The 21,670-nt window shown below is 46.5% G+C and carries 22 protein-coding genes and 1 riboswitch; of the genes, 6 read left to right on the forward strand and 16 right to left on the reverse strand.

The window, feature by feature from the left end:
* Positions 1 to 28: 28 nt before the first annotated feature.
* Both ICN27_RS10050 and ICN27_RS10055 read right to left on the reverse strand, forming a co-directional pair.
* The gene (locus ICN27_RS10050) at positions 29 to 424 is read right to left on the reverse strand and encodes a dihydroneopterin aldolase (protein WP_216269911.1); all 396 of its coding nucleotides are present in this window, start codon (positions 422 to 424) and stop codon (positions 29 to 31) included.
* Between the two features lie 44 nt (positions 425 to 468).
* A complete protein-coding gene (locus ICN27_RS10055; RefSeq protein WP_216269912.1) occupies positions 469 to 1,284 on the reverse strand; it encodes an SDR family oxidoreductase in 816 nt (271 codons plus the stop codon).
* Positions 1,285 to 1,314: 30 nt separating this feature from the next.
* Here ICN27_RS10055 and ICN27_RS10060 point away from each other — a divergent pair, with 30 nt between their 5' ends.
* A complete protein-coding gene (locus ICN27_RS10060) occupies positions 1,315 to 2,502 on the forward strand; it encodes a class I SAM-dependent methyltransferase (protein ID WP_216269913.1) in 1,188 nt (395 codons plus the stop codon).
* A gap of 5 nt (positions 2,503 to 2,507) precedes the next feature.
* Here ICN27_RS10060 and ICN27_RS10065 read toward each other — a convergent pair whose 3' ends face one another.
* The 3 genes from ICN27_RS10065 to ICN27_RS10075 are packed head-to-tail and all read right to left on the reverse strand — an operon-like array spanning position 2,508 to position 6,542.
* Positions 2,508 to 3,647 carry a polynucleotide adenylyltransferase gene (locus ICN27_RS10065; RefSeq protein WP_216269914.1) on the reverse strand — a complete coding sequence of 380 codons (1,140 nt, stop codon included), beginning with the start codon at positions 3,645 to 3,647 and terminating at the stop codon, positions 2,508 to 2,510.
* A 4-nt stretch (positions 3,648 to 3,651) separates the two neighbouring features.
* Complete coding sequence (locus tag ICN27_RS10070; protein WP_216269915.1) at positions 3,652 to 4,560, reverse strand: complex I NDUFA9 subunit family protein; 909 nt, start codon at positions 4,558 to 4,560, stop codon at positions 3,652 to 3,654.
* A gap of 23 nt (positions 4,561 to 4,583) precedes the next feature.
* On the reverse strand, positions 4,584 to 6,542 hold the full coding sequence (locus ICN27_RS10075; protein WP_370624505.1) for a transglycosylase SLT domain-containing protein: 1,959 nt from the start codon (positions 6,540 to 6,542) through the stop codon (positions 4,584 to 4,586).
* Positions 6,543 to 6,597: 55 nt separating this feature from the next.
* Here ICN27_RS10075 and ICN27_RS10080 point away from each other — a divergent pair, with 55 nt between their 5' ends.
* A complete protein-coding gene (locus ICN27_RS10080; protein ID WP_255535108.1) occupies positions 6,598 to 7,221 on the forward strand; it encodes a 5-formyltetrahydrofolate cyclo-ligase in 624 nt (207 codons plus the stop codon).
* Here ICN27_RS10080 and metF read toward each other — a convergent pair.
* From metF to metK, 3 genes are all read right to left on the reverse strand, one after another.
* Positions 7,211 to 8,041 carry a methylenetetrahydrofolate reductase [NAD(P)H] gene (gene metF / locus ICN27_RS10085; protein ID WP_215308583.1) on the reverse strand — a complete coding sequence of 277 codons (831 nt, stop codon included), beginning with the start codon at positions 8,039 to 8,041 and terminating at the stop codon, positions 7,211 to 7,213. The genes ICN27_RS10080 and metF overlap by 11 nt on opposite strands.
* A gap of 55 nt (positions 8,042 to 8,096) precedes the next feature.
* Positions 8,097 to 9,542 (reverse strand): adenosylhomocysteinase, encoded by a 1,446-nt coding sequence (ahcY, locus tag ICN27_RS10090; RefSeq protein ID WP_215308584.1) that lies wholly within the window; start codon positions 9,540 to 9,542, stop codon positions 8,097 to 8,099.
* A gap of 61 nt (positions 9,543 to 9,603) precedes the next feature.
* A riboswitch (S-adenosyl-L-homocysteine riboswitch) is annotated at positions 9,604 to 9,715 on the reverse strand.
* 79 nt (positions 9,716 to 9,794) lie between these two features.
* The gene (gene metK, locus ICN27_RS10095; protein ID WP_215308585.1) at positions 9,795 to 10,961 is read right to left on the reverse strand and encodes a methionine adenosyltransferase; all 1,167 of its coding nucleotides are present in this window, start codon (positions 10,959 to 10,961) and stop codon (positions 9,795 to 9,797) included.
* Here metK and ICN27_RS10100 point away from each other — a divergent pair.
* The 3 genes from ICN27_RS10100 to dapF are packed head-to-tail and all read left to right on the forward strand — an operon-like array spanning position 10,955 to position 13,863.
* A complete protein-coding gene (locus ICN27_RS10100; protein WP_216269917.1) occupies positions 10,955 to 12,025 on the forward strand; it encodes a lysophospholipid acyltransferase family protein in 1,071 nt (356 codons plus the stop codon). The two genes, metK and ICN27_RS10100, sit on opposite strands and share 7 nt — an antisense overlap.
* 24 nt (positions 12,026 to 12,049) lie before the next feature.
* Positions 12,050 to 12,949: a lipid A biosynthesis acyltransferase gene (locus ICN27_RS10105; protein WP_216269918.1), complete on the forward strand. Its 900-nt coding sequence runs from the start codon at positions 12,050 to 12,052 to the stop codon at positions 12,947 to 12,949.
* A 59-nt stretch (positions 12,950 to 13,008) separates the two neighbouring features.
* Positions 13,009 to 13,863 (forward strand): diaminopimelate epimerase, encoded by an 855-nt coding sequence (gene dapF / locus ICN27_RS10110; protein ID WP_216269956.1) that lies wholly within the window; start codon positions 13,009 to 13,011, stop codon positions 13,861 to 13,863.
* A gap of 36 nt (positions 13,864 to 13,899) precedes the next feature.
* On the opposite strand, the gene pyrE is transcribed toward dapF, so the two are convergent.
* Complete coding sequence (gene pyrE, locus ICN27_RS10115; RefSeq protein WP_216269919.1) at positions 13,900 to 14,568, reverse strand: orotate phosphoribosyltransferase; 669 nt, start codon at positions 14,566 to 14,568, stop codon at positions 13,900 to 13,902.
* Positions 14,569 to 14,576: 8 nt separating this feature from the next.
* Between pyrE and ICN27_RS10120 the strand changes: the two genes are divergently transcribed.
* Positions 14,577 to 15,359 (forward strand): exodeoxyribonuclease III, encoded by a 783-nt coding sequence (locus ICN27_RS10120; protein WP_216269920.1) that lies wholly within the window; start codon positions 14,577 to 14,579, stop codon positions 15,357 to 15,359.
* On the opposite strand, the gene ICN27_RS10125 is transcribed toward ICN27_RS10120, so the two are convergent.
* From ICN27_RS10125 to ICN27_RS10155, 7 genes are all read right to left on the reverse strand, one after another.
* Positions 15,352 to 16,686 carry an MFS transporter gene (locus ICN27_RS10125; protein WP_370624506.1) on the reverse strand — a complete coding sequence of 445 codons (1,335 nt, stop codon included), beginning with the start codon at positions 16,684 to 16,686 and terminating at the stop codon, positions 15,352 to 15,354. The two genes, ICN27_RS10120 and ICN27_RS10125, sit on opposite strands and share 8 nt — an antisense overlap.
* Positions 16,679 to 17,260: a methionine biosynthesis protein MetW gene (gene metW / locus ICN27_RS10130; RefSeq protein WP_215308591.1), complete on the reverse strand. Its 582-nt coding sequence runs from the start codon at positions 17,258 to 17,260 to the stop codon at positions 16,679 to 16,681. Before metW ends, ICN27_RS10125 begins: the two co-directional genes overlap by 8 nt.
* Positions 17,257 to 18,396, reverse strand: coding sequence for a homoserine O-acetyltransferase (locus tag ICN27_RS10135; protein ID WP_216269922.1), 1,140 nt, complete (start codon positions 18,394 to 18,396; stop codon positions 17,257 to 17,259). The genes metW and ICN27_RS10135 overlap by 4 nt, the downstream gene beginning before the upstream one ends.
* Positions 18,393 to 19,049, reverse strand: a complete 657-nt coding sequence (gene slmA, locus ICN27_RS10140; protein WP_215308593.1) for a nucleoid occlusion factor SlmA — start codon at positions 19,047 to 19,049, stop codon at positions 18,393 to 18,395. The genes ICN27_RS10135 and slmA overlap by 4 nt, the downstream gene beginning before the upstream one ends.
* Before the next feature lie 22 nt (positions 19,050 to 19,071).
* Positions 19,072 to 19,974 carry an acetylglutamate kinase gene (gene argB / locus ICN27_RS10145; protein WP_215308594.1) on the reverse strand — a complete coding sequence of 301 codons (903 nt, stop codon included), beginning with the start codon at positions 19,972 to 19,974 and terminating at the stop codon, positions 19,072 to 19,074.
* A gap of 26 nt (positions 19,975 to 20,000) precedes the next feature.
* A complete protein-coding gene (dksA, locus tag ICN27_RS10150) occupies positions 20,001 to 20,378 on the reverse strand; it encodes an RNA polymerase-binding protein DksA (protein WP_215310404.1) in 378 nt (125 codons plus the stop codon).
* A 225-nt stretch (positions 20,379 to 20,603) separates the two neighbouring features.
* Positions 20,604 to 21,665: a GTP-binding protein gene (locus ICN27_RS10155; protein ID WP_216269923.1), complete on the reverse strand. Its 1,062-nt coding sequence runs from the start codon at positions 21,663 to 21,665 to the stop codon at positions 20,604 to 20,606.
* Positions 21,666 to 21,670: the final 5 nt, after the last annotated feature.

Here is a 21,670-nt window from a genome sequence, read left to right on the forward strand (position 1 = left end):
AGCTACTAAATTCTTTTCTCGAGTTTCTTTAAGCCTGCTTCATCCGAAACACCTCAACACCAACAGAGTGACAATCAGGGTAAACATCGGGCTTGGCCGTACTGACGCGAGCAGCAATGACCTTAGGATGCAATAACATTGCTTTGACGATGTCATCGCAAAAGGTTTCTTGTAGATGGATATGGCCTTGGGAAGACCGTGCCTTAATGGTTTCACGCATAAAGTCATAATCAACTACTTCTTCCAATAAATCTTTAGAAGGGGTATTCATATTCAGAGGGATATAGAGATCTACATTGAGAATGACGCGCTGTTCAGCTTTTTTCTCAAAATCATGGACACCAATATTGATATAGATTTCATAGTCACGCAGAAATAAGCGGCGGCAATCAGCAAGTGCTGGATAAGAAAGAATGGCTTGCATAATTTTTATTTACTTTTTTTAACTTTTTATTCTGTATTAAATTCTTAGCTTGTTTTAAACATCACATCGCGCGATGATGGCAGCAGATGTTGTCCACCATCTACATATAAGGTTGTGCCTGTGATCGCATGCGAGCTGGCTAAAAATACCGCTGCTTTTGCAATATCACTAGGTGTTGATGATTTTCCTAAAGGCGTCATCTGGTGCGCCTTCGTGAAACCTGCGTCGGTTTGATCACCAGAAGTGAGCGTAATACCGGGGGCTAAACCAATCACTCGCAAGTGTGGAGCAAAATCTACCGCCAGCATCTCAACCGAAGTGAGGAGTGCAGCCTTGGATAATGTGTAGGACAAATAATCTGGATTGAGATTAATTAATTTTTGATCAAGCAACTGAATTACTGAAGGGATTGATAAATCACCCTCACTTACTTTCTTTGACTGTCCCTTTTGATAGTCAAACATCAACCGCGATAGCAATATGGGCGCAGCTAAATTGACCTGCATGTGGTCTTGTAAAGTTTTGCTACTGAGTGGAGCATCCGAATTAGCACGATCATATTCAAAGATCGAGGCATTATTGATCAGGCATTGCAAATTATTGAACTTGGCAGCAACTGCGGCAAATAATGAGTTCACTTGTGCTTCGCTGGCAAGGTCGGCTTTAAACGCGATGGCTTTACACCCTAGCCGGTGGATTTGGGCTACGGTAGCTTGAGCCTCGGATTCCGACTGGCTATAGTGGACGGCGACATCCCAGCCTTGACAAGCAAACTCCAAGGCAATTTCTCGACCGAGACGCTTAGCAGCGCCAGTCACTAAAACTGCTTTGTTTTCTTGGGGTTGTGGGTTTGAACTCAAGTTACCTAAATTCTCTTAGACTAGCGAGCTATGGATATTACCTTGACCAGCCTTGAAACGGCTCATACCGAGCTTCTAAGCCAGAAAATAATGGCGGAAATCACCACACACGGCGGCTGGATACCCTTTTCAAGATATATGGAAATGGCTCTCTATGAGCCTGCAATGGGCTATTACAGCGCTGGGGCCCATAAATTGGGTGCTGGTGGTGATTTCACGACCGCGCCTGAGCTCTCCCCCCTATTTGGCGCTGCCATTGTGGAGACGCTTCTACCTATTTTGGAGGGTCTTCAGAATCAAGGGCTCCCCACCCAGATTCTGGAGTTTGGCGCCGGTACAGGCAAGTTAGCCGAATCCATTCTGAGCCGACTTCACGAACTTGATTTCACCTTGGATCACTACGACATTATCGAGATCTCACCCGACCTAGCCCAAAGGCAAGAAGAGCGACTTCAACATCTCTCCAAGGAACTCAATTTATCCACCCAATACCGTTGGCTCAGCTCCTTACCCAGCAACATCAAAGGTATTATTTTGGCTAACGAAGTTATTGACGCCATTCCTTGTGATGCCATCATTTTTCAGAATGGCTTCTGGTATTGGCAGGGTGTTTCCGTTGTTGATGGCAGACTTACTTGGTCAATAGGAGGGCCCGTTGAACAAGCCCTACTTCCAGAAACCTTGGTGAATGGAAGTTTTTCTGAAGGCTACGTTTCCGAACTCCACGCACCAGCTAATGCTTGGATGCGCCAAGTAGCCAATCACCTAGATACTGGCCTCTTCCTCACATTTGATTATGGGTTTCCAGAGAGTGAGTACTATCACCCTCAACGTCTCGAGGGCACCTTAATGGCACACCATCGCCATCATGCAATTCAGGATCCATTTTATCTTCCAGGGCTATGTGATGTGACTACCCACGTGGAGTGGTCACAAATTGCGCGCAATGCGCTAGAGGAAGAAGTTGATGATGTCTATCTCAGCAATCAAGCAAGTTACTTGCTTGATGCGGGTATTGGCGATATCGCATTAGAGATTGGCGACCCCAGCAATCCAGAAACTTTTTTACCCATTTCAAACTCTCTACAAAAACTGTTGTCCGAAGCGGAGATGGGTGAGCTCTTTAAGGTCTTCGCATTCTCAAAGAAACTATCTGACATATTGCCAGACCATTCATTAGAAGACTTGCCTGGCCTTCGAGGCAGAAACCGGCTTTAAGTTAATCAAATAGTGAATGCTGCAGTAATGGCTGAGAGTCTTGCGACATCTACTGCATGGCGAATACTTTCACCATTGGATCGCTCTTCTGCAGGAATCCCTTCAATAATTTCGGCTGTATTAATTACCTGAGTATTTTGCATTGCCAAAATTAAAGTGTCGACATTCAGGCCGATGCGTTTAGCTAAATTCAGTAAAGCCTGGCCACGATCAGGCTTGCGCCAAACATCCGCACGATTAAACCAAGTCAACATATCGGCAGGCTGAAATGCGCTATTTTTAGCCTTTGCCCTACTCTCAATTAACAAATAGAGCTCACTAAATATTTCACTGAAGTCACGCACTTCATTTGGCATTTTGACGGACGCTGCCCATGACCGAATTTCACTAGCAGACAAGTTCATGAGCGTAACAGCGCAGCGATCTTCAAGGCGGTTATCTGCTGCATGCAAGTGTGCAATGAGTTGCTCGCGAAATTCTTCTTTAGCTAAATTATTTGCTAGCTTCGTCGGCAACAGCACTCTAGCTGCGTCTGCATCTAACAAAACTTGGAACATTCGCATTGGCTTACTAGCAGCAAAGCCTCTAGCCAACTCCTGCCAAATTCTTTCAGCTGAGAGTGCTGATAATTCATTAGATCGAACAATGACTTGCAAAGCATCCATGGTTTCTGGCGCGACCATGAACTCCGGAAAGCGGGCAGCGAAACGAGCGATACGCAATAGACGCAAAGGGTCCTCTGCAAACGCATCAGATACATGGCGGAAAATTTTTGATGCCAAATCGTGCTGACCGTTGTAGGGATCTAGAATAGGCCCCACCCACTTGCCATCAGATCCCACCTCTTGGGCCATTGCATTAATCGTCAGATCACGCCGCTCTAAGTCTTGTTCTAGAGTGACAGTCGGGTCGGCATAAAACAAAAAGCCTTTATAGCCCTTGCCCGTCTTACGCTCCGTACGAGCCAAGGCATATTCAGCTTGAGTCTCAGGATGTAGAAAGACTGGGAAATCTTTGCCTACAGGACGATATCCCTGAGCAATCATCTCTTCTACGCTAGAACCCACTACGACGTAATCAATGTCGTGCACCGGCAAACCCATGAGGGTATCCCGAATAGCGCCACCGACTGCATAGATCTTCATCGATTTATTTCATGCCTTCTAGTGTGCGACGACTCATGCCAAAAACTTTACTCAGGGCATCTACCCTATTTAGCGGCAGGATATTGGGCAACTGCATGGAGGCAATATTGTCGCGTGACATTAAGGTCGGAACCGGTAAAAACTCAAATGCCAAAGCCTGAAGATAACCAACAAAATCCGGTACGGGAATGATCACGCATTTTGTATCGACTTTACGCGCAGCAAATTCCACAATCTCTTTCATGGTGTAGACCGTGGGCCCTACTAAATCATAAGACTGACGAATCGTCGATGGCATTTTTAAAGCCCTTGTAAATGCAGTGGCCACATCATCCACACTCACCGGCTGAAACTGCGCTGCTGAGTTTGCCAAAGGCATCACCGGAAATAATTTCGTTAACTTGGCAAACAAATTAATAAATTGATCCTGCGCACCAAAAATGACTGAGGGTCTAAAAATAGTCCAGTCGAGATTACTAGCTTTTACTACGGCCTCTCCATCGCCCTTACTGCGCTGATACATTGATGGGCCATTTGAATCCGCACCCAATGCACTCATGTGCAGGTAACGCTTAAGACCATGTAACTGCATGGCGGTCATAATATTTTTAGGGAGCTCCACATGAGCTGCTTTAAATACTTTTCCGTATGGCTCAGCGGGCTTGTCATGCAGGACGCCAACCAAATTGATCACTGCACCACCAGGTTTAATGCGTGAGCAAAGCACTTGTAAAGAATCAAACTCATGCACATCAGCATCTTCTAAATATATCTTTGGCAACATGCGTAATTCACGAGCGGATGCCAAGTGCCTAGTGGGTAGCAATACTGAATAGCCCTCTGCCTGCAATTGGGCAGCCAAAACTCTGCCTACAAAACCGTTACCGCCAATTAACAGAATGTCATATTTCATAAAAATCCCATCTCGTTAAACTACTAGGGCAACTCAGAGGCGTTTGCCGCCTTAGGAGTGATCACCCCCAAACGCTGTTTTAAAGATTGTGTCTGACCATGCATTACCGATGAATAGTATGTTGCATTAGCCAACACGTTTTTTACATAAGTTCGGGTTTCATTGAACGGAATCGTTTCAGCAAAAATTGCACCCTCTGTTGGGCTAGTCAGCTTTTCCCGCCAAGTTTTTGAGCGCGATGGGCCAGCGTTATAAGCAGCAGAAGCCAAAACCCAAGAGCCATCCAGATCTACCAAGACCATATTCAAGTAATTGCTACCCAAGGTGAGATTGGTGTTGGTATCAGCAAGCTTGTCATTAGTATAAGAGTTCATGCCAATCTTCTTTGCCACATACTTTGCTGTATTCGGCATCACCTGCATCAATCCTGATGCGCCCACAGAAGAGGAGGCATTCATAATGAAGCGTGATTCTTGACGAATCAACCCATAGGTCCAAGCCAAGTTCAAATCAATTTGCTTTGCAATCGGCGATAGCTCATCACGATAGGGTGTAGGGTAACGCAAACTGAAGTCATGCTCTTGCTTAGTGCGGTCTGCAGTATTGACAACACGGTCATATAGACTAATACGCTTGGCGTACTCAGCAGATGCCAGCAATTGCTTATCAGTCATATTACGCAATTCCCAGTTCCACTCACGATTGCCTTCAAAACGCAAATTCATGGCATAGAAACGCTCGCCCCTGATAAAGCCTTTACGCTGAGACATCGCTTCGATTTCTGCATCACTAACCTTAGTGCGTGCAGGCACATGATTTGATTTACCTAAATCCTCTCGTGCAAGCTGTCCATAAAAATTATATTGATCGGCAACGAGTTCAAGGTTCTCGCGTGCCTTTTCATTTTGTCCATCCACCTTCAATGCACGCGCATACCAATAAGTCCAAGCGGGATCTTTACTGCGAACCGCAGGATTCATACCTTCAATCGCATTCTTTACTAGCGTCCAATCCTTAGCGCGCAAGCCTGCACGGACCTTCCATTCCTGACCTTCAGCAGAGAGCAGCTCGTTATAACCTAACTCTTGTTGAAAACGATAGGCATCATCTGCATTAGGATCTAATTTCTTTGCAAGGAACTGACCAATGACACCCCAAGCTATAGCCTGATTCTCTTTACTATAGCGAGATGCATTTTGTGAAAAATCTTTAAATGCTTTTGCGGGATCGGCTTTAGCAGCCTTCACAATCTCGGCAATCGGATCTTCCCCACCTAAGCGACGTGACATAGTGTCAAAACCCATCTCACTGGCAGCGCGACCAATTGCTTTTGCTTCGCTCGGTGTCATACCTCCTGCACCAGCCAAGGCAGGCACCAATTCTTGGCAAGCCTGACCGAAATAACGTGGATCCAATAATATTGCGCGTGCATCAATTGCTACTTTGGTTGGGTTCTCACCTTGAGCCAGTTTTGACTGTAGTGAATAGCACTTCACCTGAGTGTCATCATCTAGGACAAACTTAGGGTATTCAGCATCAAAACGTGACCAATCTTTTCGCTTACCCAAAACGAGCAGCCAATCATTACGCATCCGATCAGCCAGAGCCGAACCTTGATATTGATTTAAAAAAGTCGCCACCTGAGAATCCGCATTACTATCGGCGCGCGCGGCACCAGCACTATCAAATAGCTGGGGCTTAATACGAAAATAGGCTACGTAGTCGTCATAGGGATAATTGGAGAGGCTGGCTGCTAATGTCTGTGCTCGAGCAACATCATTTCGTTTGGCTGCCTCGCGTAACTCAATAAAAGTGCGGTCGCCTTCAGTGATTTCAAATGCTGAAACTCTGCTTTCTTTGGCTGGGCTTGTTTTCTTAACCTTCTCTGCAGAAATGCTGGGCGTAGAAATGAGCAGGGCCAAAAATAAAATTCCGCCCACGGTATTTTTCCAGCCACCAAGAACATCAACCCTCTTTTTCACTATCTTGCCTTATCGATTTACTATATCTCTTAATTTTCGCCTGATAATGGATGATATGCACGGCAATTCTCCAAAATCGTTACGGCAGCACTTACTAGCCCAAAGAAAACAGTTTGTGGGTAGCGCAGGCTATGCCAAAGTACAAGAAGCTATTGTGACCAGTCTTACCCATTTACTGGCCAAGCATGATGCTCAGATTCAATCTGTTGCCTTATATTGCCCCATACAAGATGAGCTTGACCTCAGGCCGGCTCTTTTAGCTTGGGCGGACACTAAGATAGACAAAGTGCTAGCGCTCCCTTTTGCGCGCCCCGATAAACATTTAGATTTTTATGTCTGGCAAGAGGGCGATCTACTTATTCCAAGTCGCCACGGCGTACTAGAGCCCGACCCTAATAACCCCCGCAGACCTCAAATCATTCCAGACTGTATTTTGATTCCCTGCGTTGGCTGGTCACAGTCTAAGGCAGGAGATAAAAACCATCATTGGCGACTGGGGTATGGGGGCGGCTACTTTGATCGCACTTTGGCGCAATTGCGTAAAGCCAAGCCAAACTTACTGTGTATAGGAATTGGCTTTGATTGGCAAAAGTTAGATGATGCACAGTGGCAAGCTCAAACGCATGATGAGCCTTTAGATGCCATGCTGACAGAGTCAGGCTTAGTAACTACTGATTGAGGCTTAAATTATCTGCAATGGCTAAAACGGCATCAGCCTGATTTAGCGAATAGAAATGCAGTCCAGGCGCTCCTGCAACTAGAAGCTGGTCGCAAAGATCAGTAACCACCTCTTCACCAAAAGCACGAATAGAGGCAGTGTCATCACCATAAGACTGCAAACGCAAACGAATCCAACGCGGGATCTCTGCGCCGCAGGCATCAGAAAAACGTAGCAACTGAGTGCTATTGGTAATCGGCATAATTCCGGCAATAACCGGCTGAGTAACGCCCAATTCATATGCCTCATCTACAAAACGAAAATAGGCATCGCTGTTATAAAAATATTGCGTGACTGCGGAGTTTGCTCCAGCCTTCATCTTTTGCACAAAAAAATCCACATCGGTTGCCGGTGACTTAGCCTGAGGATGGCATTCCGGATATGCAGCGACATCAATGTGAAACCAGTCACCGGTTTCTGTACGAATGAATTCAACCAATTCATTAGCATGATGGAACTCACCATATTGACCCATACCAGATGGTAGGTCGCCACGCAAAGCTACGATACGCTTAATACCTAAAGCTTGGTATTGCTTCAACATCTCGCGCACGCTCTCACGTGAGCTTCCAACACAAGATAAGTGGGGAGCAACCGCTGCACCTGCAGCATGAATGTCGCTCACCACTTTTAATGTGCCAGATTGAGTAGAGCCACCAGCACCAAAAGTCACGGAATAAAAAGCAGGCTTGAGCATTTCACTAAAACGCTCGCGCACGAGATGTAACTTATTCTCACCTTCAGGTGTTTTTGGAGGGAAGAATTCAACGCTTAATTCCATGATTTTGGGCCTGTGTCTCTATTTCTCTATTGAACAATATCTAGCAAGGAGCTGATTAATAACGGTAGTGATCGGTCTTATAAGGACCTTCCTTGGTCACACCAATGTAAGACGCCTGCTGATCTGACAATACAGTTAACTGAGCATTCAATGTCTTGAGCTGCAAACGCGCAACCTTCTCATCCAAATGCTTAGGCAAGGTATACACACCAACTGGATATTTATCTGTACCAACGGCATTCCACAATTCGATCTGCGCAATTACTTGGTTCGCAAATGAAGAGCTCATGACATAAGATGGGTGACCTGTACCGCAACCCAAATTAACTAAGCGGCCCTTGGCCAAGATAATGATGCGCTTCTCAGGATTGCCATTGATTGCCGGGAAAATCACGTGATCTACTTGTGGCTTGATTTCTTCCCATTTGTATTTCTCGATACCAGCAACATCAATCTCGTTATCAAAGTGGCCAATGTTACAAACGATGGCTTGATTCTTCATCTTGACCATATGGTCGTGTGTAATCACATGGTAGTTACCAGTTGCTGAAACAAAGATATCCGCCTTATCTGCAGCGTAATCCATTGTGACAACGCGGTAACCTTCCATTGCTGCCTGCAAGGCACAGATAGGATCAACTTCAGTCACCCAAACTTGAGCAGACAAAGCGCGCAAAGCTTGCGCCGAGCCCTTGCCTACGTCGCCATAACCACAAACAACGGCAACCTTACCGGCAACCATGACATCGGTAGCACGCTTGATCGCATCCACTAAAGACTCACGGCAACCATAGAGGTTATCAAACTTACTCTTGGTAACAGAGTCATTTACGTTAATAGCCGGGAACTTTAATTCACCCTTAGCAAACATCTGATAGAGGCGATGTACACCAGTAGTAGTTTCTTCCGTAACGCCTTTAACTTTTTCCAAACGAGTGGAATACCAAGTTGGATCTTGCGCCAATTTCTTTTTAATGGCTGCAAACAAAATGGTTTCTTCTTCGCTCGTTGGGTGATTCAAGCAAGCCTGATCTTTTTCAGCACGTGCTCCTAGGTGCAATAATAAAGTCGCATCGCCACCGTCATCCAAAATCATATTGGTGAAGCCGCCATCAGCCCACTCAAAAATACGGTGGGTGTAATCCCAGTATTGCTCAAGCGTTTCGCCCTTGATCGCAAACACCGGTGTGCCGTTAGCGGCAATCGCTGCAGCAGCGTGGTCTTGTGTAGAGAAAATATTGCAAGATGCCCACTGCACTTCAGCGCCAAGCGCCTCAAGCGTCTCGATCAAAACTGCAGTTTGAATGGTCATATGCAATGAGCCGGTGATGCGCGCACCACGCAATGGCTGTTGCGCTGCAAACTCATCGCGAATCGCAATCAGGCCTGGCATTTCAGTTTCAGCAATGGCGATTTCTTTACGGCCAAAGTCAGCCAAAGAAATGTCGGCAATAGCGCAACGGGTTGCTACAAAGTTATTTAAATCGGAAACGGTACTCATGAATGCTCCAGCTAAATACGATCCAATGCTGGAGTAGAAACTCGCTAGCCATTGAATCATGGGTTAGCGAGCGCAGTTGCAATTAGCAAACTCTGGGATTACCTAGGAGTCCACTCCCTTCAAGCCTGGGGAAATACTGGTTCTCAGCATTCCTTGCAACGCTCCTTGAAGGTATGGCGAAATTGTAATCAATTTCGCCATATTTCGCCTTAATACAAATACATACTGCAAATTTGCTACTTAGGAGGCAGATTACAAGCCAGCGGCTGCACGCAATGCAGGCGCCTTATCGCACTGCTCCCAAGTAAATTCTGGCTCTTCACGACCAAAGTGCCCATAAGCAGCGGTCTTACGATAAATCGGGCGCAGGAGATTCAACATCTTGACGATACCCTTTGGACGCAAGTCAAAGTGTTCCGATACTAGTTTCGCAATCTTCTCGTCAGAAATCTTGCCAGTGCCGAAGGTGCTTACCATCACTGAAGTTGGTTTTGCCACACCAATTGCGTAAGAGATCTGAATTAAACACTTGCTTGCCAAACCTGCAGCAACTACGTTCTTTGCCACGTAACGACCAGCGTAGGCAGCAGAACGGTCAACCTTGGAAGGATCCTTACCAGAGAATGCGCCGCCACCGTGAGGAGCCGCACCACCATAAGTATCCACGATGATCTTACGACCAGTCAGACCACAATCGCCTTGCGGACCACCAATAACAAATCGACCTGTTGGATTCACCAAGAAATTAATAGCGCCTTTAATCAAATGCTTAGGCAATACAGGCTTGATGATTTCTTCGATCACTGCTTCACGCAACTTCTCGAGAGAAATATCTTCATCATGTTGTGTTGAAAGAACTACGGTATCGATTGAATCAGGCTTGCCATCCACATAACGCAAGGTCACTTGAGACTTGGCATCTGGGCGCAACCAGTTCAAACGGCCATCACGGCGTAATTGAGATTGACGCTCCACTAAACGATGCGACAAATGAATTGGTAGAGGCATGAGCTCTGTAGTTTCATCGCAGGCATAACCAAACATCAAGCCTTGATCACCAGCACCTTGGTCTAGACCATCGTCATGCGCCTTATCTACACCCTGAGCAATGTCGGGGCTTTGCTTATCATAAGCGACCAATACGGCACAACCTTTGTAATCGATGCCGTAGTCAGTGTTGTCGTAACCAATTTCACGCAAAGTATTACGAGCAACTTGGATGTAATCCACATTGGCGTTTGTAGTGATCTCACCAGCCAAAACTACTAGCCCGGTATTACACAGAGTTTCCGCAGCAACACGCGCAGTTGGGTCCTGAGCCAGGATCGAATCCAAGATGGCATCAGAGATTTGGTCTGCTACTTTATCGGGGTGACCTTCAGAGACGGATTCTGAGGTAAAGAAGTAATCATTTGCCATTGCATATTCCTTTAAAAATTAACACGATCTTTGGGACAACTCGACGTGCCAGGAACTACAACGGCGACGCTTTAGCAGTATTTATGAATCGCCCTGCAAGTTGCCTTAACTCAGCGATGGTTCAATTCTATCCGAAAAACGCCTTATTCATCAAGCATCGCTGGAAATTTGGCCCTAGCGCTGGCATTGAATATCATTGGAGGGTGCGCAAACTCCTTCTCAAGCTAACCCTCGCAGCAATTGCAGTTTTGCCCTTATTCCTGGTTCAGGTAATTGGGGCTGTTTTGGGAATTTTGGCTTATTTAGGATCGGGGCAATATCGAACACTGTTTCGCCCTCAATATGAGGCCGTTGTTAAAAGCCATCATTTACCACTCCAACTCTGGAGTGCCGTGGCAGCCTCAGGACAACTCTTTTCAGATAGCCTGTGGATTTGGCGAAATCCCCAAAAAGCACTTTCCCTGGTTGAAATACAAGACTGGGATCTAGTTGAGGCAGCCATCAATGAAGGTCATGGCCTGGTCATGCTCACACCGCATCTGGGTGGCTTTGAAATCATCCCCAGGGTATTGGCTCAGCATTTCCCAGCCACCATCCTCTATCGCCCCTCCCGTCAAGAATGGCTCAATGAAGTAGTGGAAGAGGGTCGGGCCTACCCTAATATGCACTTCGTACCGACCAATCTGAACGGCGTTCGTCAAATGACGCGCGCCCTCACTCGTGGAGAAGCGATTGGCATTCTCCCAGATCAAGTTCCGAGTGGCGGTGAGGGCGTATGGGTACCCTTCTTTGGGCGCTTAGCGTATACAACTCCGCTGCCAGCACGCTTAGCGAATCGTAACAACACACCAGTTGTCATGTTTACCGCCAAACGTAAAGGGCTGGGTAAAGGCTGGCTCATGCAAGCCAAGAGATTAGAGCCGCTTTCTGAAGACTCCACACTAGCGGCGGCTGAACTCAATCTTGCCATTGAGAATGCAATCCTTGTCGCACCAAATCAATTCATCTGGGCCTATAACCGCTACAAACATCCGAGCGGAGCAGAGCTACCACCAAGCAATTAGTTAATAAATTTATAATTTATTCTCATGACCTGCTTACAAAATGTTTTCAATTTTCTAGCGCTGAGCTTACTACGCCTGTTTGCATTTTTACCTTATGGTCTCACTATTCAGACTGGCTATGCTCTCGGCTGGCTAGCAGCACACATACCTAATGAGCGTGCCAAGGTTGTCACAACTAACTTAAGTCTGTGCTTTCCCAATCTGAGCAAAGATGAAATAGATGCACTTGCGCTAGAGCACTGGAAGTTATTTGGGCGTAGCGTAATCGAGAGAAGTCGTATTTGGCTTGGTAGTGGCAAACAAATTACTGATATCGTCACGATCAACTCTGCTATTACTTTAGGTGATCGCAAGCCACGACTCCTTATTAATCCCCACTTTGTTGGACTTGAAGGTGGCTTTATGGCTCTCTCCGTTTTAGCAAGTGAGCATGACTGGCCACGTGGTGCTGGTCTCTATCAAAACATGAAGAACCCCTTCTTCAATCAAAAAATGATTGAATGGAGAAATCGTTTCGGGGGCAAATCGATTGAGAGACAAAGCCGCCTTCGTGATTTAATTCGAGAGATTCAAACGGGGAACTTTATTTTTATTGCGCCCGATATTGATCTTGGTCCACGCGACTCTGTTTTTGTACCCTTCTTTGGCATTCAAACCAATACGATTACTTCAGTCTCGCGCTTAGCTAGACTCAGTGGCGCAGAAGTCTGCCTCATGACCACCACTTTGGGTCCTGATCGTAAAGCCTATATCTGCAATATCAGTGCCCCACTTCCCAACTTCCCAACAGATAATGTGGAAGCTGATACTGCACGCCTGAATAAATACATTGAAGACCTTGTTCGAGAAAGGCCGGCAGAGTACTATTGGGTACATAAACGCTTTAAGCATCGGCCGTCCGGCGAGCCAAGCCTTTATAACTAATTGGAATTCTTTTGAGCACGAATGTAAATAAGTCCGCGCGCACATTACGCTTCACCAAAATGCATGGTGCTGGCAATGATTTCATTGTGCTCAATGGGATTGATCAAGACCTTGGCAATATCACGCGCGAGCAATGGCAAAAATTAGCTCATCGTCAGCTTGGCATTGGTGCTGATCAAATATTGCTCGTTGAAAAAGCCACGCGCCCTGAAGCTGACTTTCGTTATCGCATTTTTAATTCTGATGGTGGTGAAGTTGAGCAATGCGGTAATGGCTCACGTTGCTTTGTACGCTTTGTACTCGACCAAGGCCTATCCACGAAGAATCCCTTACGCGTTGAAGTAGCGCATACCGTACTAACACTTCAATCTCATGAGGATGGTCAGGTGGAAGTGGATATGGGTTCGCCAATTTTTGAACATAGCAAGATTCCATTTGATGCGGGTGTCTTAGCCAGTAAACAAGAGTTTCATGAAATACTCTACGCGCTACCTATTAAAACCCCTGCCGCACACGACAGTTGGATCGGCGTCGTGTCGATGGGCAATCCTCACGCAGTTCAAGTAGTAGGTGATGTCGATAGCGCACCCGTACTCGAAGAGGGTCCATCAATTGAGAAGGATGCTGCATTTCCCAAACGAGTGAATGCAGGTTATATGCAAATTCTCAATCGCAATCAAATCAAATTGCGCGTCTATGAACGTGGCGCTGGTGAGACCCTCGCTTGTGGCACAGGTGCCTGCGCGGCAGTGGTCTCAGGCATTCGTCGTGGCTTGTTAGACTCCCCGGTCAAGGTGCACACCCGTGGTGGCGACTTACAAATTGCTTGGAGTGGTGTCATCAATGAAGTGGTCCAACCCGTCATCATGACAGGACCAGCAATCACTGTGTTCGAAGGCGAAGTAAAAATCTAAGAACGGAGCTATGTAGCTCCAGCAACTGATATTGAATTAAATACCGTATTTTTCGCGGTAGGCTTTTACTGCTGGCAGATAACTAGTGAGCTCCGCATTGCTTGAGGCGGTTAAGAAGGCCATCAAGTCTGTTAAGTTCGCGATTGCCACCACTGGCAAGCCAAATTCTTGCTCCACTGCTTGGACTGCTGACTTATCACCAATTTCAGTAGCAGTACCCGACTTTTCCATGCGGTCCAAGGCAATTAATACTGCTGCTGGCTCTGCGCCCGCATCACGGATGAGTTTCACAGACTCTCGAACAGACGTACCAGCAGAAATCACATCATCAATAATTACTACCTTACCTTTTACGGGAGCGCCTACCAATGAACCGCCCTCGCCATGATCTTTCGCTTCTTTGCGATTGTAGGCATAAGGTACATTGCGACCCGTATCAGCTAAAGCGATCGCGGTAGCTGCGGCCAACGTAATTCCTTTATAGGCAGGTCCATAGAGCATATCGAACTGGATGCTAGATGCTTGCAAGGCTTTGGCGTAATAGCGGCCTAGTGCACTTAAGCGGGCACCATCGTTGAACCCACCGGCATTAAAGAAATAAGGTGAAAGGCGTCCAGCTTTAGTTTTAAACTCCCCAAACGACAAAACATTTGCCTCAAGGGCAAATTGAATAAAGTTATCTTGATTAGAATTTTTTGAGCTCATAGGCCTATATGTTACGCATCATTTCTGCCAACCTCAACGGTATCCGCTCAGCGGTCAAAAAAGGCTTCCTGCCTTGGGTTGTAAAGCAAAAGGCGGACTTTGTCTGCATGCAGGAGCTCAAGGCTCAGCAGGATGATCTGGAAGATGCCATCCTTAATCCAGATGGCCTGCACGGCTTTTTTCATCATGCTGAGAAAAAGGGCTATAGCGGTTGTGGCATCTACACCCCACATAAGCCAGATGAGGTGCTCTATGGCTATGGCAATGCGGAGTTTGATGCGGAAGGTCGCTATGTCGAAGCTCGATTCAAAAAGCTTTCAGTCATTTCCGTATACATGCCATCAGGCTCAAGCTCACCAGAGAGGCAGGAAGCTAAGTATCGCTATCTCGATTCTTTCTTACCGCACCTAGTAGAACTCAAGAAATCAGGGCGTGAGATTGTGCTGTGCGGCGACGTCAATATTGCCCACAACGAGATTGACCTCAAGAACTGGAAAGGCAATCTAAAGAATTCGGGCTTTTTACCGGAAGAGCGTGCTTGGTTAACAAACCTCTTTAGCAAAGTTGGCTACGTGGATGTCTACCGAAAGCTAGAGCCTGAAGCGACTAATGCCTGCTATACCTGGTGGAGCAACCGCGGTCAAGCGTATGCAAAGAACGTAGGCTGGCGCATCGACTATCACCTCACAACCCCGGGTATTGCAGCTAGCGCTAAACGTACGGCTATCTATAAAGATGAGCGCTTCTCAGATCATGCGCCACTCACAGTAGATTATGACTGGTCTATTTAGCGATCTGTGAATCGTGCTTTTTAAACTCGACTACTTTGAAGTGAATGGCGAGCCAAATCAGAATTAAAACTGGCGCACCAATAATCGCAGTACTTATAAAAAAGCTTGAGTAGCCAAAGTGATTTACAAAGACGCCTGAAAAACCAGCAAGCCACTTTGGCAATAAGAGCATCATCGAACTAAACAATGCGTACTGCGTTGCAGAATACTGAATATTCGTCAAAGCTGATAAGAACGCAATAAATGCTGCCGTTGCAATTCCGGAACTCAGATTATCAGCAGAGATGACCCAGATCAATCCATGCAAGTCATGGCCTTGAGTGGCAAGCCAAGCAAATAATAAATTGCTGACAGCCGATAAAATCGCGCCCAGAAATAAAATACGCATCACGCCAAAACGCAAGGTCAGAACTCCGCCAACAAAGGCGCCGACCAAGGTCATCACTACGCCAAAGACCTTGCTAACTGCCGCAACTTCATCCTTGGTGTAGCCCATATCAACATAGAACGGGTTTGCCATAATCCCCATCACCACATCACTAATACGATAGATGGCAATTAATGACAAAATCAAAATGGCGTGCCACCCATAGCGCCGAATAAAATCTGCAAATGGCTCAATCAAAGTTTGATGTAGCCATGCCTTTGCATTACGGGCTTTGGCAAGCTCAATACGAATAGGCTCCTTGCTAAACAAGGTAGTGATCACCCCCACACCAATCGAGAGTGCCATACAAAGATAGGCAAATTGCCAGGCAGTTGGATCATAGCCAGTAGCGCCTGACTCAGCGCGAGCAGCCAACCAAAGAACGCCAGCCCCAGCCCAAATTAAAGCGAGTCGATAGCCTGTTTGATACGTAGCAGCTAATGCTGCTTGATGATCGCTATCGGCAGACTCAATCCGAAAAGCATCTAAAGCAATATCTTGCGTGGCAGAGCCAAAGGCAACCAAGAGTGCGCACCACACAATCGGCGTAAGTTGAACCTTAGGGTCAACGCTGGCCATACCAACTAAGCCAAGAACAATTAGCAACTGCGCAAAAAGTAGCCAGCTACGCCTTCTACCAAACAATGTAGATAGCAAAGGAATGGATAGCCGGTCCACTAAAGGAGCCCACATCCACTTAAACGCGTAGATCAAACCAACCCAAGTGAGGTAACCAATCGTACTGCGATCTATGCCAGCCTCTCTAAGCCAGAAACTCAGCGTTCCTAAAATCAGTAGCAGCGGTAAGCCTGCAGAGAAGCCCAAGAAGAGCATTCGGAGACAAGGCCATTCGAGATAAACCCGAAAATCTTTCAGCCAGGACTCAATCGTACTAAGCACGTCGAACGCGGAACAGCGCTAGGCTTCCAAAAAGATTAGGCATCAAAGTAACTTGTCGCCCTTCATGCAAGATGCATTGATCCAAAATCTGCAAGCCCAAGCTCGAGGCCAGCTTTTCAAAATCAGCCACTGTGAGAACGCGCACGTTTGGCGTGTTGTACCACTGGTATGGCAAGCTCTTAGAAACGGGCATGCGGCCAAAGCCAACCGCTAGGCGATGTGACCAATGGCCAAAATTCGGGAAAGAAACAATTGATTCCTTACCAACCCTGACCACTTCACGCAAAATCTTTTCAGTTTCATGAATCGTTTGCAAGGTCTGTGAGAGCACAACTGTGTCAAAGCTATTGTTCTCAAACAAGGCTAGGCCACCCTCTAAGTTTTGCTGAATCACATTCAAACTTTTTTGTATGCAAGAAAGTACGCGCGCATCATCAATCTCAACCCCATAGGCATGAACTGGTTTTTGCTTTTGCAGATACTCTAAGAAACTGCCATCACCACAACCGAGATCAAGCACTTCACTATTGGGCTCAATCCAGTTCGCTATTGCAGCAAAGTCTGCGCGCTTCATGATTTTGCCTCTAGCATTTGTGCGAAATAAGCACGAATTAGATTGTGATAACGAGGGTCATCTAACAAGAAAGCATCGTGCCCATGCGGGGCATCAATTTCTGCATAACTAACTTCACTCTTATTGCTAAGTAAAGACTCCACAATCTCACGACTGCGATTAGGTGGGAAACGCCAATCTGTAGAGAAGCTCACTACCAAGAACCTAGCCTGGACTTCAGCTAGGGCGCGATTTAAGCTACCCTCATAACGACGAGCAGGATCAAAATAATCTAGCGCTCTCGTAATCAGCAAATAAGTGTTGGCATCAAAGTAAGTGGAAAACTTATCGCCTTGATGGCGTAAATAACTTTCAACCTCAAACTCAACATCAAAGCTAAAACGATAATCCTGGGATTCGCCATGGGGTCTTTGCAGCTCGCGCCCAAACTTTTCTGCCATGTCATCGTCAGATAAATAGGTAATATGGCCTACCATGCGAGCGAGTTTTAGGCCGCGCTTTGGCACTACGCCATGCTCGTAGTAATTACCACCATGAAAGTCGGGGTCTGACAAAATCGCATTACGTGCTACTTCATTAAATGCAATGTTCTGTGCGCTCAGTTTTGGCGTCGAGGCGATTACCAAGCAATGAGCAAGGCGTTTTGGGAATTGAATAGACCAGGCCAATGCCTGCATTCCGCCTAAGCTTCCACCCATTACTGCAGCAAAACGGCGAATGCCTAACTTATCGGCTAAGCGCGCCTGGGTGTTTACCCAATCTTCTACCGTAATCACTGGGAAGTCTGCGCCATACGGCTTGCTAGTGGCAGGATTGATGCTCATGGGACCAGTAGATCCAAAGCAAGAACCTAGATTATTAACGCCAATCACAAAGAAGCGATTGGTGTCTACCGGCTTGCCTGGCCCAATCATGTTATCCCACCAGCCGATATCTTTTGCATCATCTGGATTAGGACCAGCTACATGGTGTGATGCATTGAGTGCATGACAAACTAGAACAGCATTACTTTTATCGGCATTGAGCTTGCCGTAAGTTTCAATAACTAAATCGTAGCTCGATAAAATGGCGCCACTTTGCAAAGGCAAGGGCTCGGCAAAATGGATAGTATTTCTAGAGAGATTTAGCTCGCTCATTCGGATAGAAGAATGCGAAGACTGATGTCAGACGCTTCAGTTGGAAGCTTTTTAAAGCCGCTACGAGCAAAGCGATGCCAACGGCCCAAAACATAACTCATCAACATCGCCGCACGGATGCTGACTTCATCTTGAGATACATTTGCCCACGAACCACCTTGAGTTTGTGCGATACGCAGTGCCTGCTTTAAAGATGCCTCAACACGATCAAGTACTTGTGTAATACGCTCTTGCAAGCGATCGTCTTCTTGCAATAGAGCGTCACCCAAAAGCACGCGCGTCATGCCAGGATTCTTTTCTGCAAAGAATAAAAGCATCTGCAAAATGCCACGCGCTTGCGCAAGCCCAGACTCTTCTTTTTGGTTAATCTGATTAATCAGACCAAAAACCGTTTGCTCAATAAATGCAATCAGGCCCTCAAACATCTGCGCCTTACTGGCGAAATGTCGATAGAGCGCCGCTTCTGAGACTTGAATTTTTGCAGCTAATGCCGCAGTCGTTACACGCTCACCTTTGGGGTTTTGCAGCATCTCTGCCAACACTTGCAAAATCTGTAGGCGGCGCTCCCCCGGACGTGGGCGCTTGCGTGTCTTGCCCTCTTCGGCAGTTGTCGTCTCAATCTCTGAGGCGCTAGGGTCAAAAGAATCACGCATATTTATATCTCTTGTTCAACTCTTAACGGGAACGGATCATTGTTCCAAATGCTTGCTCTGTCAGAATCTCCAACAATAGGGAGTGCTCAATTCGTCCATCAATGATATGTACTGAATTGACGCCGCTCTTTGCGGCATCTAATGCAGAAGAAATCTTTGGCAACATACCGCCAGAAATAGTACCGTCAGCAAATAGACCATCAATTTCACGTGCAGTCAGGTCCGTTAAAAGCTTACCGCTTTTATCCATCACTCCAGGAATATTGGTCATCATGACTAATTTCTCTGCATGCAAAATTTCTGCCATCTTGCCAGCCACTAAGTCGGCATTAATGTTATAGGCCTGACCCTCTTCGCTAAATCCAATCGGAGAGATCACGGGAATAAAGGCGTCGTCCTGTAATGCTTTTACAACTGCAGGGTTAATCGCCTCAATCTCGCCAACAAAACCTAAATCAATAGTTCCACCAGCCTTTTTTTCATCGGCAACCAGCATCTTCTTTGCGCGAATCAAGCCGCCGTCTTTGCCAGTCAAACCGACTGCCTGACCACCAAAGTGATTAATCAACATCACAATATCTTGCTGAACTTCGCCACCGAGAACCCACTCCACCACTTCCATGGTCTCTTCATCGGTGACGCGCATACCTTGAATAAAGGTACCAGTCTTACCAATCTTCTTGAGAGCTTCATCAATTTGCGGGCCGCCGCCATGTACTACTACGGGGTTCATACCAACCAGCTTAAGCAAAATGACATCGCGCGCAAAACTTTCTTTGAGGCGCTCTTCGACCATCGCGTTTCCGCCGTACTTAATCACAATCGTTTTACCGTGATAAGCACGAATGTAAGGCAGGGCCTCGGCCAAAATCTCTGCCTTTAATAAAGGAGGGATTTCGCTAATGGATGGGGATTGCTTAGTCATTGCTACTTTTATATTCGGTGTAGTAATTAATCGCCAAACAACTTTTGACGTAGTTCACGGCGCTCTTGCGCCTCTAGAGATAGGTTAGCCGTTGGGCGTGCAATGAGGCGGTTCAAGCCAATTGGCTCACCAGTCTCTTCACACCAACCGTAATCACCCGATTCAATGCGGGCTAAAGCCTGCTCTACTTTTTTCAATAGCTTACGCTCACGATCACGTGTGCGTAGCTCAAGAGCATGCTCTTCTTCAATCGTTGCACGGTCCGCAGGATCGGGAACCAAAATGTTTTCGCGTAAATGCTCTGTCGTTTCTGAAGCATTCTTCAGAATGTCAGACTTTAAGGTCAATAACTTCTGACGGAAAAAATCTAACTGGCCGGCATTCATATAGTCCTTTTCGGACATCTTGAGTAATTCAGCTTCTGTTAAAGGGGCACCTTTGGCAACTTTTGCGCTTGCCGCTTTACTAGGGGCTTTTGCTGCAGCCGTAGATTTCGTTGGTGTTTTTACCGTCATTTCATTCTTTCCATGGATCTAAATCATTATTGCTTCATTCTGCCAAAGTTTTACTACCCTTTTAGCCAATATTTATTAATCTTGGCCGTGGCGCGGGATTGTACTTTAAATTTCCTAGACCAAACAGCCTTCAAGCCCAGCCAGCAGGGTGTCCTTGGGCAAATCTATCCCGATAAAGACCATGCGGGTTTGCTTGGGTTCTGCACCCCATAAACCAGCCATATCACTGCCCATCATCTGATGGACGCCCTGGAACACGACTTTTCGGTTGCTACCCTTCACATAGAGGACGCCTTTGTAGCGCAACATCTTCTCCCCGAAGACCTCCAAAATTCCGCCCAGGAAGTCCTCTAATTTTTTATGGTCAAAGGGTTTATCACTACGAAAAACGAAGGATTGGATGCGGTCCGTATGCCCCGCATGACCATGATGATCGTGGCTATGGTCATGGCCACAGCTACTGTGATCGTGGTGGTCATGACTGTGATCATGACCACAAGTAGCATGGTCATGATCATCTTGCTCCAAGAAGTGAGGATCAATATCGAGCTTCGCATTTAAATTAAAGCCCTTAAGATCCAAAACGGCATCTAATGGAACAACTCCTTTAGAGATCCCCTGAATCGGTGCGCGCGGGTTCATATGCATTAGGCGATTACGCAAGGCGTCCACTTCGGCGGGCGTCACCAAATCCGTCTTGGTAATGAAAATTTGATCTGCAAAGCCTACTTGGCGTTGCGCCTCTTCATGCTCAGTCAGTTGCTGCGGGCCATGCTTGGCATCCACCAAAGTGACTACGGCATCCAGAACATAGTGGTCCGCTACGTCATCGTCCATAAAGAAGGTTTGAGCGACTGGGCCTGGATTAGCCACTCCAGTGGTTTCAATAACCACGCGCTCAAAACTAATTTTTTTGTCCCTACGTTGCTCCCAAAGCTCATTCAGGGCTTCAACCAGATCCCCACGGATGGTGCAGCAAATGCAGCCATTGCTCATTTGCACAATATTCTCTTGATTGTCTTGAACCAAGATGTCGTTATCGATATTTTCTTCGCCGAACTCGTTCTCAATCACAGCAATTTTTTTGCCATGCTCTGCAGTCAGGATATGTTTGAGCAAAGTGGTTTTGCCGCTCCCCAAAAAGCCTGTGAGAATTGTTACCGGAATTAACGCCATTTTTG

This window comes from Polynucleobacter sp. Nonnen-W13 (genome assembly GCF_018881735.1).
Classification (GTDB): domain Bacteria; phylum Pseudomonadota; class Gammaproteobacteria; order Burkholderiales; family Burkholderiaceae; genus Polynucleobacter.

Coding starts and splice junctions, on each gene's coding strand:
- ICN27_RS10155 (WP_216269923.1), bottom strand. CDS start 21,665: ATGGCGTTAATTCCGGTAACAATTCTCACAGGCTTTTTGGGGAGCGGC.
- pyrE (WP_216269919.1), bottom strand. CDS start 14,568: ATGAGCTCAAAAAATTCTAATCAAGATAACTTTATTCAATTTGCCCTT.
- ICN27_RS10120 (WP_216269920.1), top strand. CDS start 14,577: ATGTTACGCATCATTTCTGCCAACCTCAACGGTATCCGCTCAGCGGTC.
- dksA (WP_215310404.1), bottom strand. CDS start 20,378: ATGTCCGAAAAGGACTATATGAATGCCGGCCAGTTAGATTTTTTCCGT.
- ahcY (WP_215308584.1), bottom strand. CDS start 9,542: ATGAGTACCGTTTCCGATTTAAATAACTTTGTAGCAACCCGTTGCGCT.
- ICN27_RS10080 (WP_255535108.1), top strand. CDS start 6,598: ATGCACGGCAATTCTCCAAAATCGTTACGGCAGCACTTACTAGCCCAA.
- metW (WP_215308591.1), bottom strand. CDS start 17,260: ATGAAGCGCGCAGACTTTGCTGCAATAGCGAACTGGATTGAGCCCAAT.
- ICN27_RS10065 (WP_216269914.1), bottom strand. CDS start 3,647: ATGAAGATCTATGCAGTCGGTGGCGCTATTCGGGATACCCTCATGGGT.
- ICN27_RS10135 (WP_216269922.1), bottom strand. CDS start 18,396: ATGAGCGAGCTAAATCTCTCTAGAAATACTATCCATTTTGCCGAGCCC.
- metK (WP_215308585.1), bottom strand. CDS start 10,961: ATGGCAAATGATTACTTCTTTACCTCAGAATCCGTCTCTGAAGGTCAC.
- dapF (WP_216269956.1), top strand. CDS start 13,009: ATGCATGGTGCTGGCAATGATTTCATTGTGCTCAATGGGATTGATCAA.
- slmA (WP_215308593.1), bottom strand. CDS start 19,049: ATGCGTGATTCTTTTGACCCTAGCGCCTCAGAGATTGAGACGACAACT.
- argB (WP_215308594.1), bottom strand. CDS start 19,974: ATGACTAAGCAATCCCCATCCATTAGCGAAATCCCTCCTTTATTAAAG.
- ICN27_RS10060 (WP_216269913.1), top strand. CDS start 1,315: ATGGATATTACCTTGACCAGCCTTGAAACGGCTCATACCGAGCTTCTA.
- ICN27_RS10050 (WP_216269911.1), bottom strand. CDS start 424: ATGCAAGCCATTCTTTCTTATCCAGCACTTGCTGATTGCCGCCGCTTA.
- ICN27_RS10105 (WP_216269918.1), top strand. CDS start 12,050: ATGACCTGCTTACAAAATGTTTTCAATTTTCTAGCGCTGAGCTTACTA.
- ICN27_RS10070 (WP_216269915.1), bottom strand. CDS start 4,560: ATGAAATATGACATTCTGTTAATTGGCGGTAACGGTTTTGTAGGCAGA.
- metF (WP_215308583.1), bottom strand. CDS start 8,041: ATGGAATTAAGCGTTGAATTCTTCCCTCCAAAAACACCTGAAGGTGAG.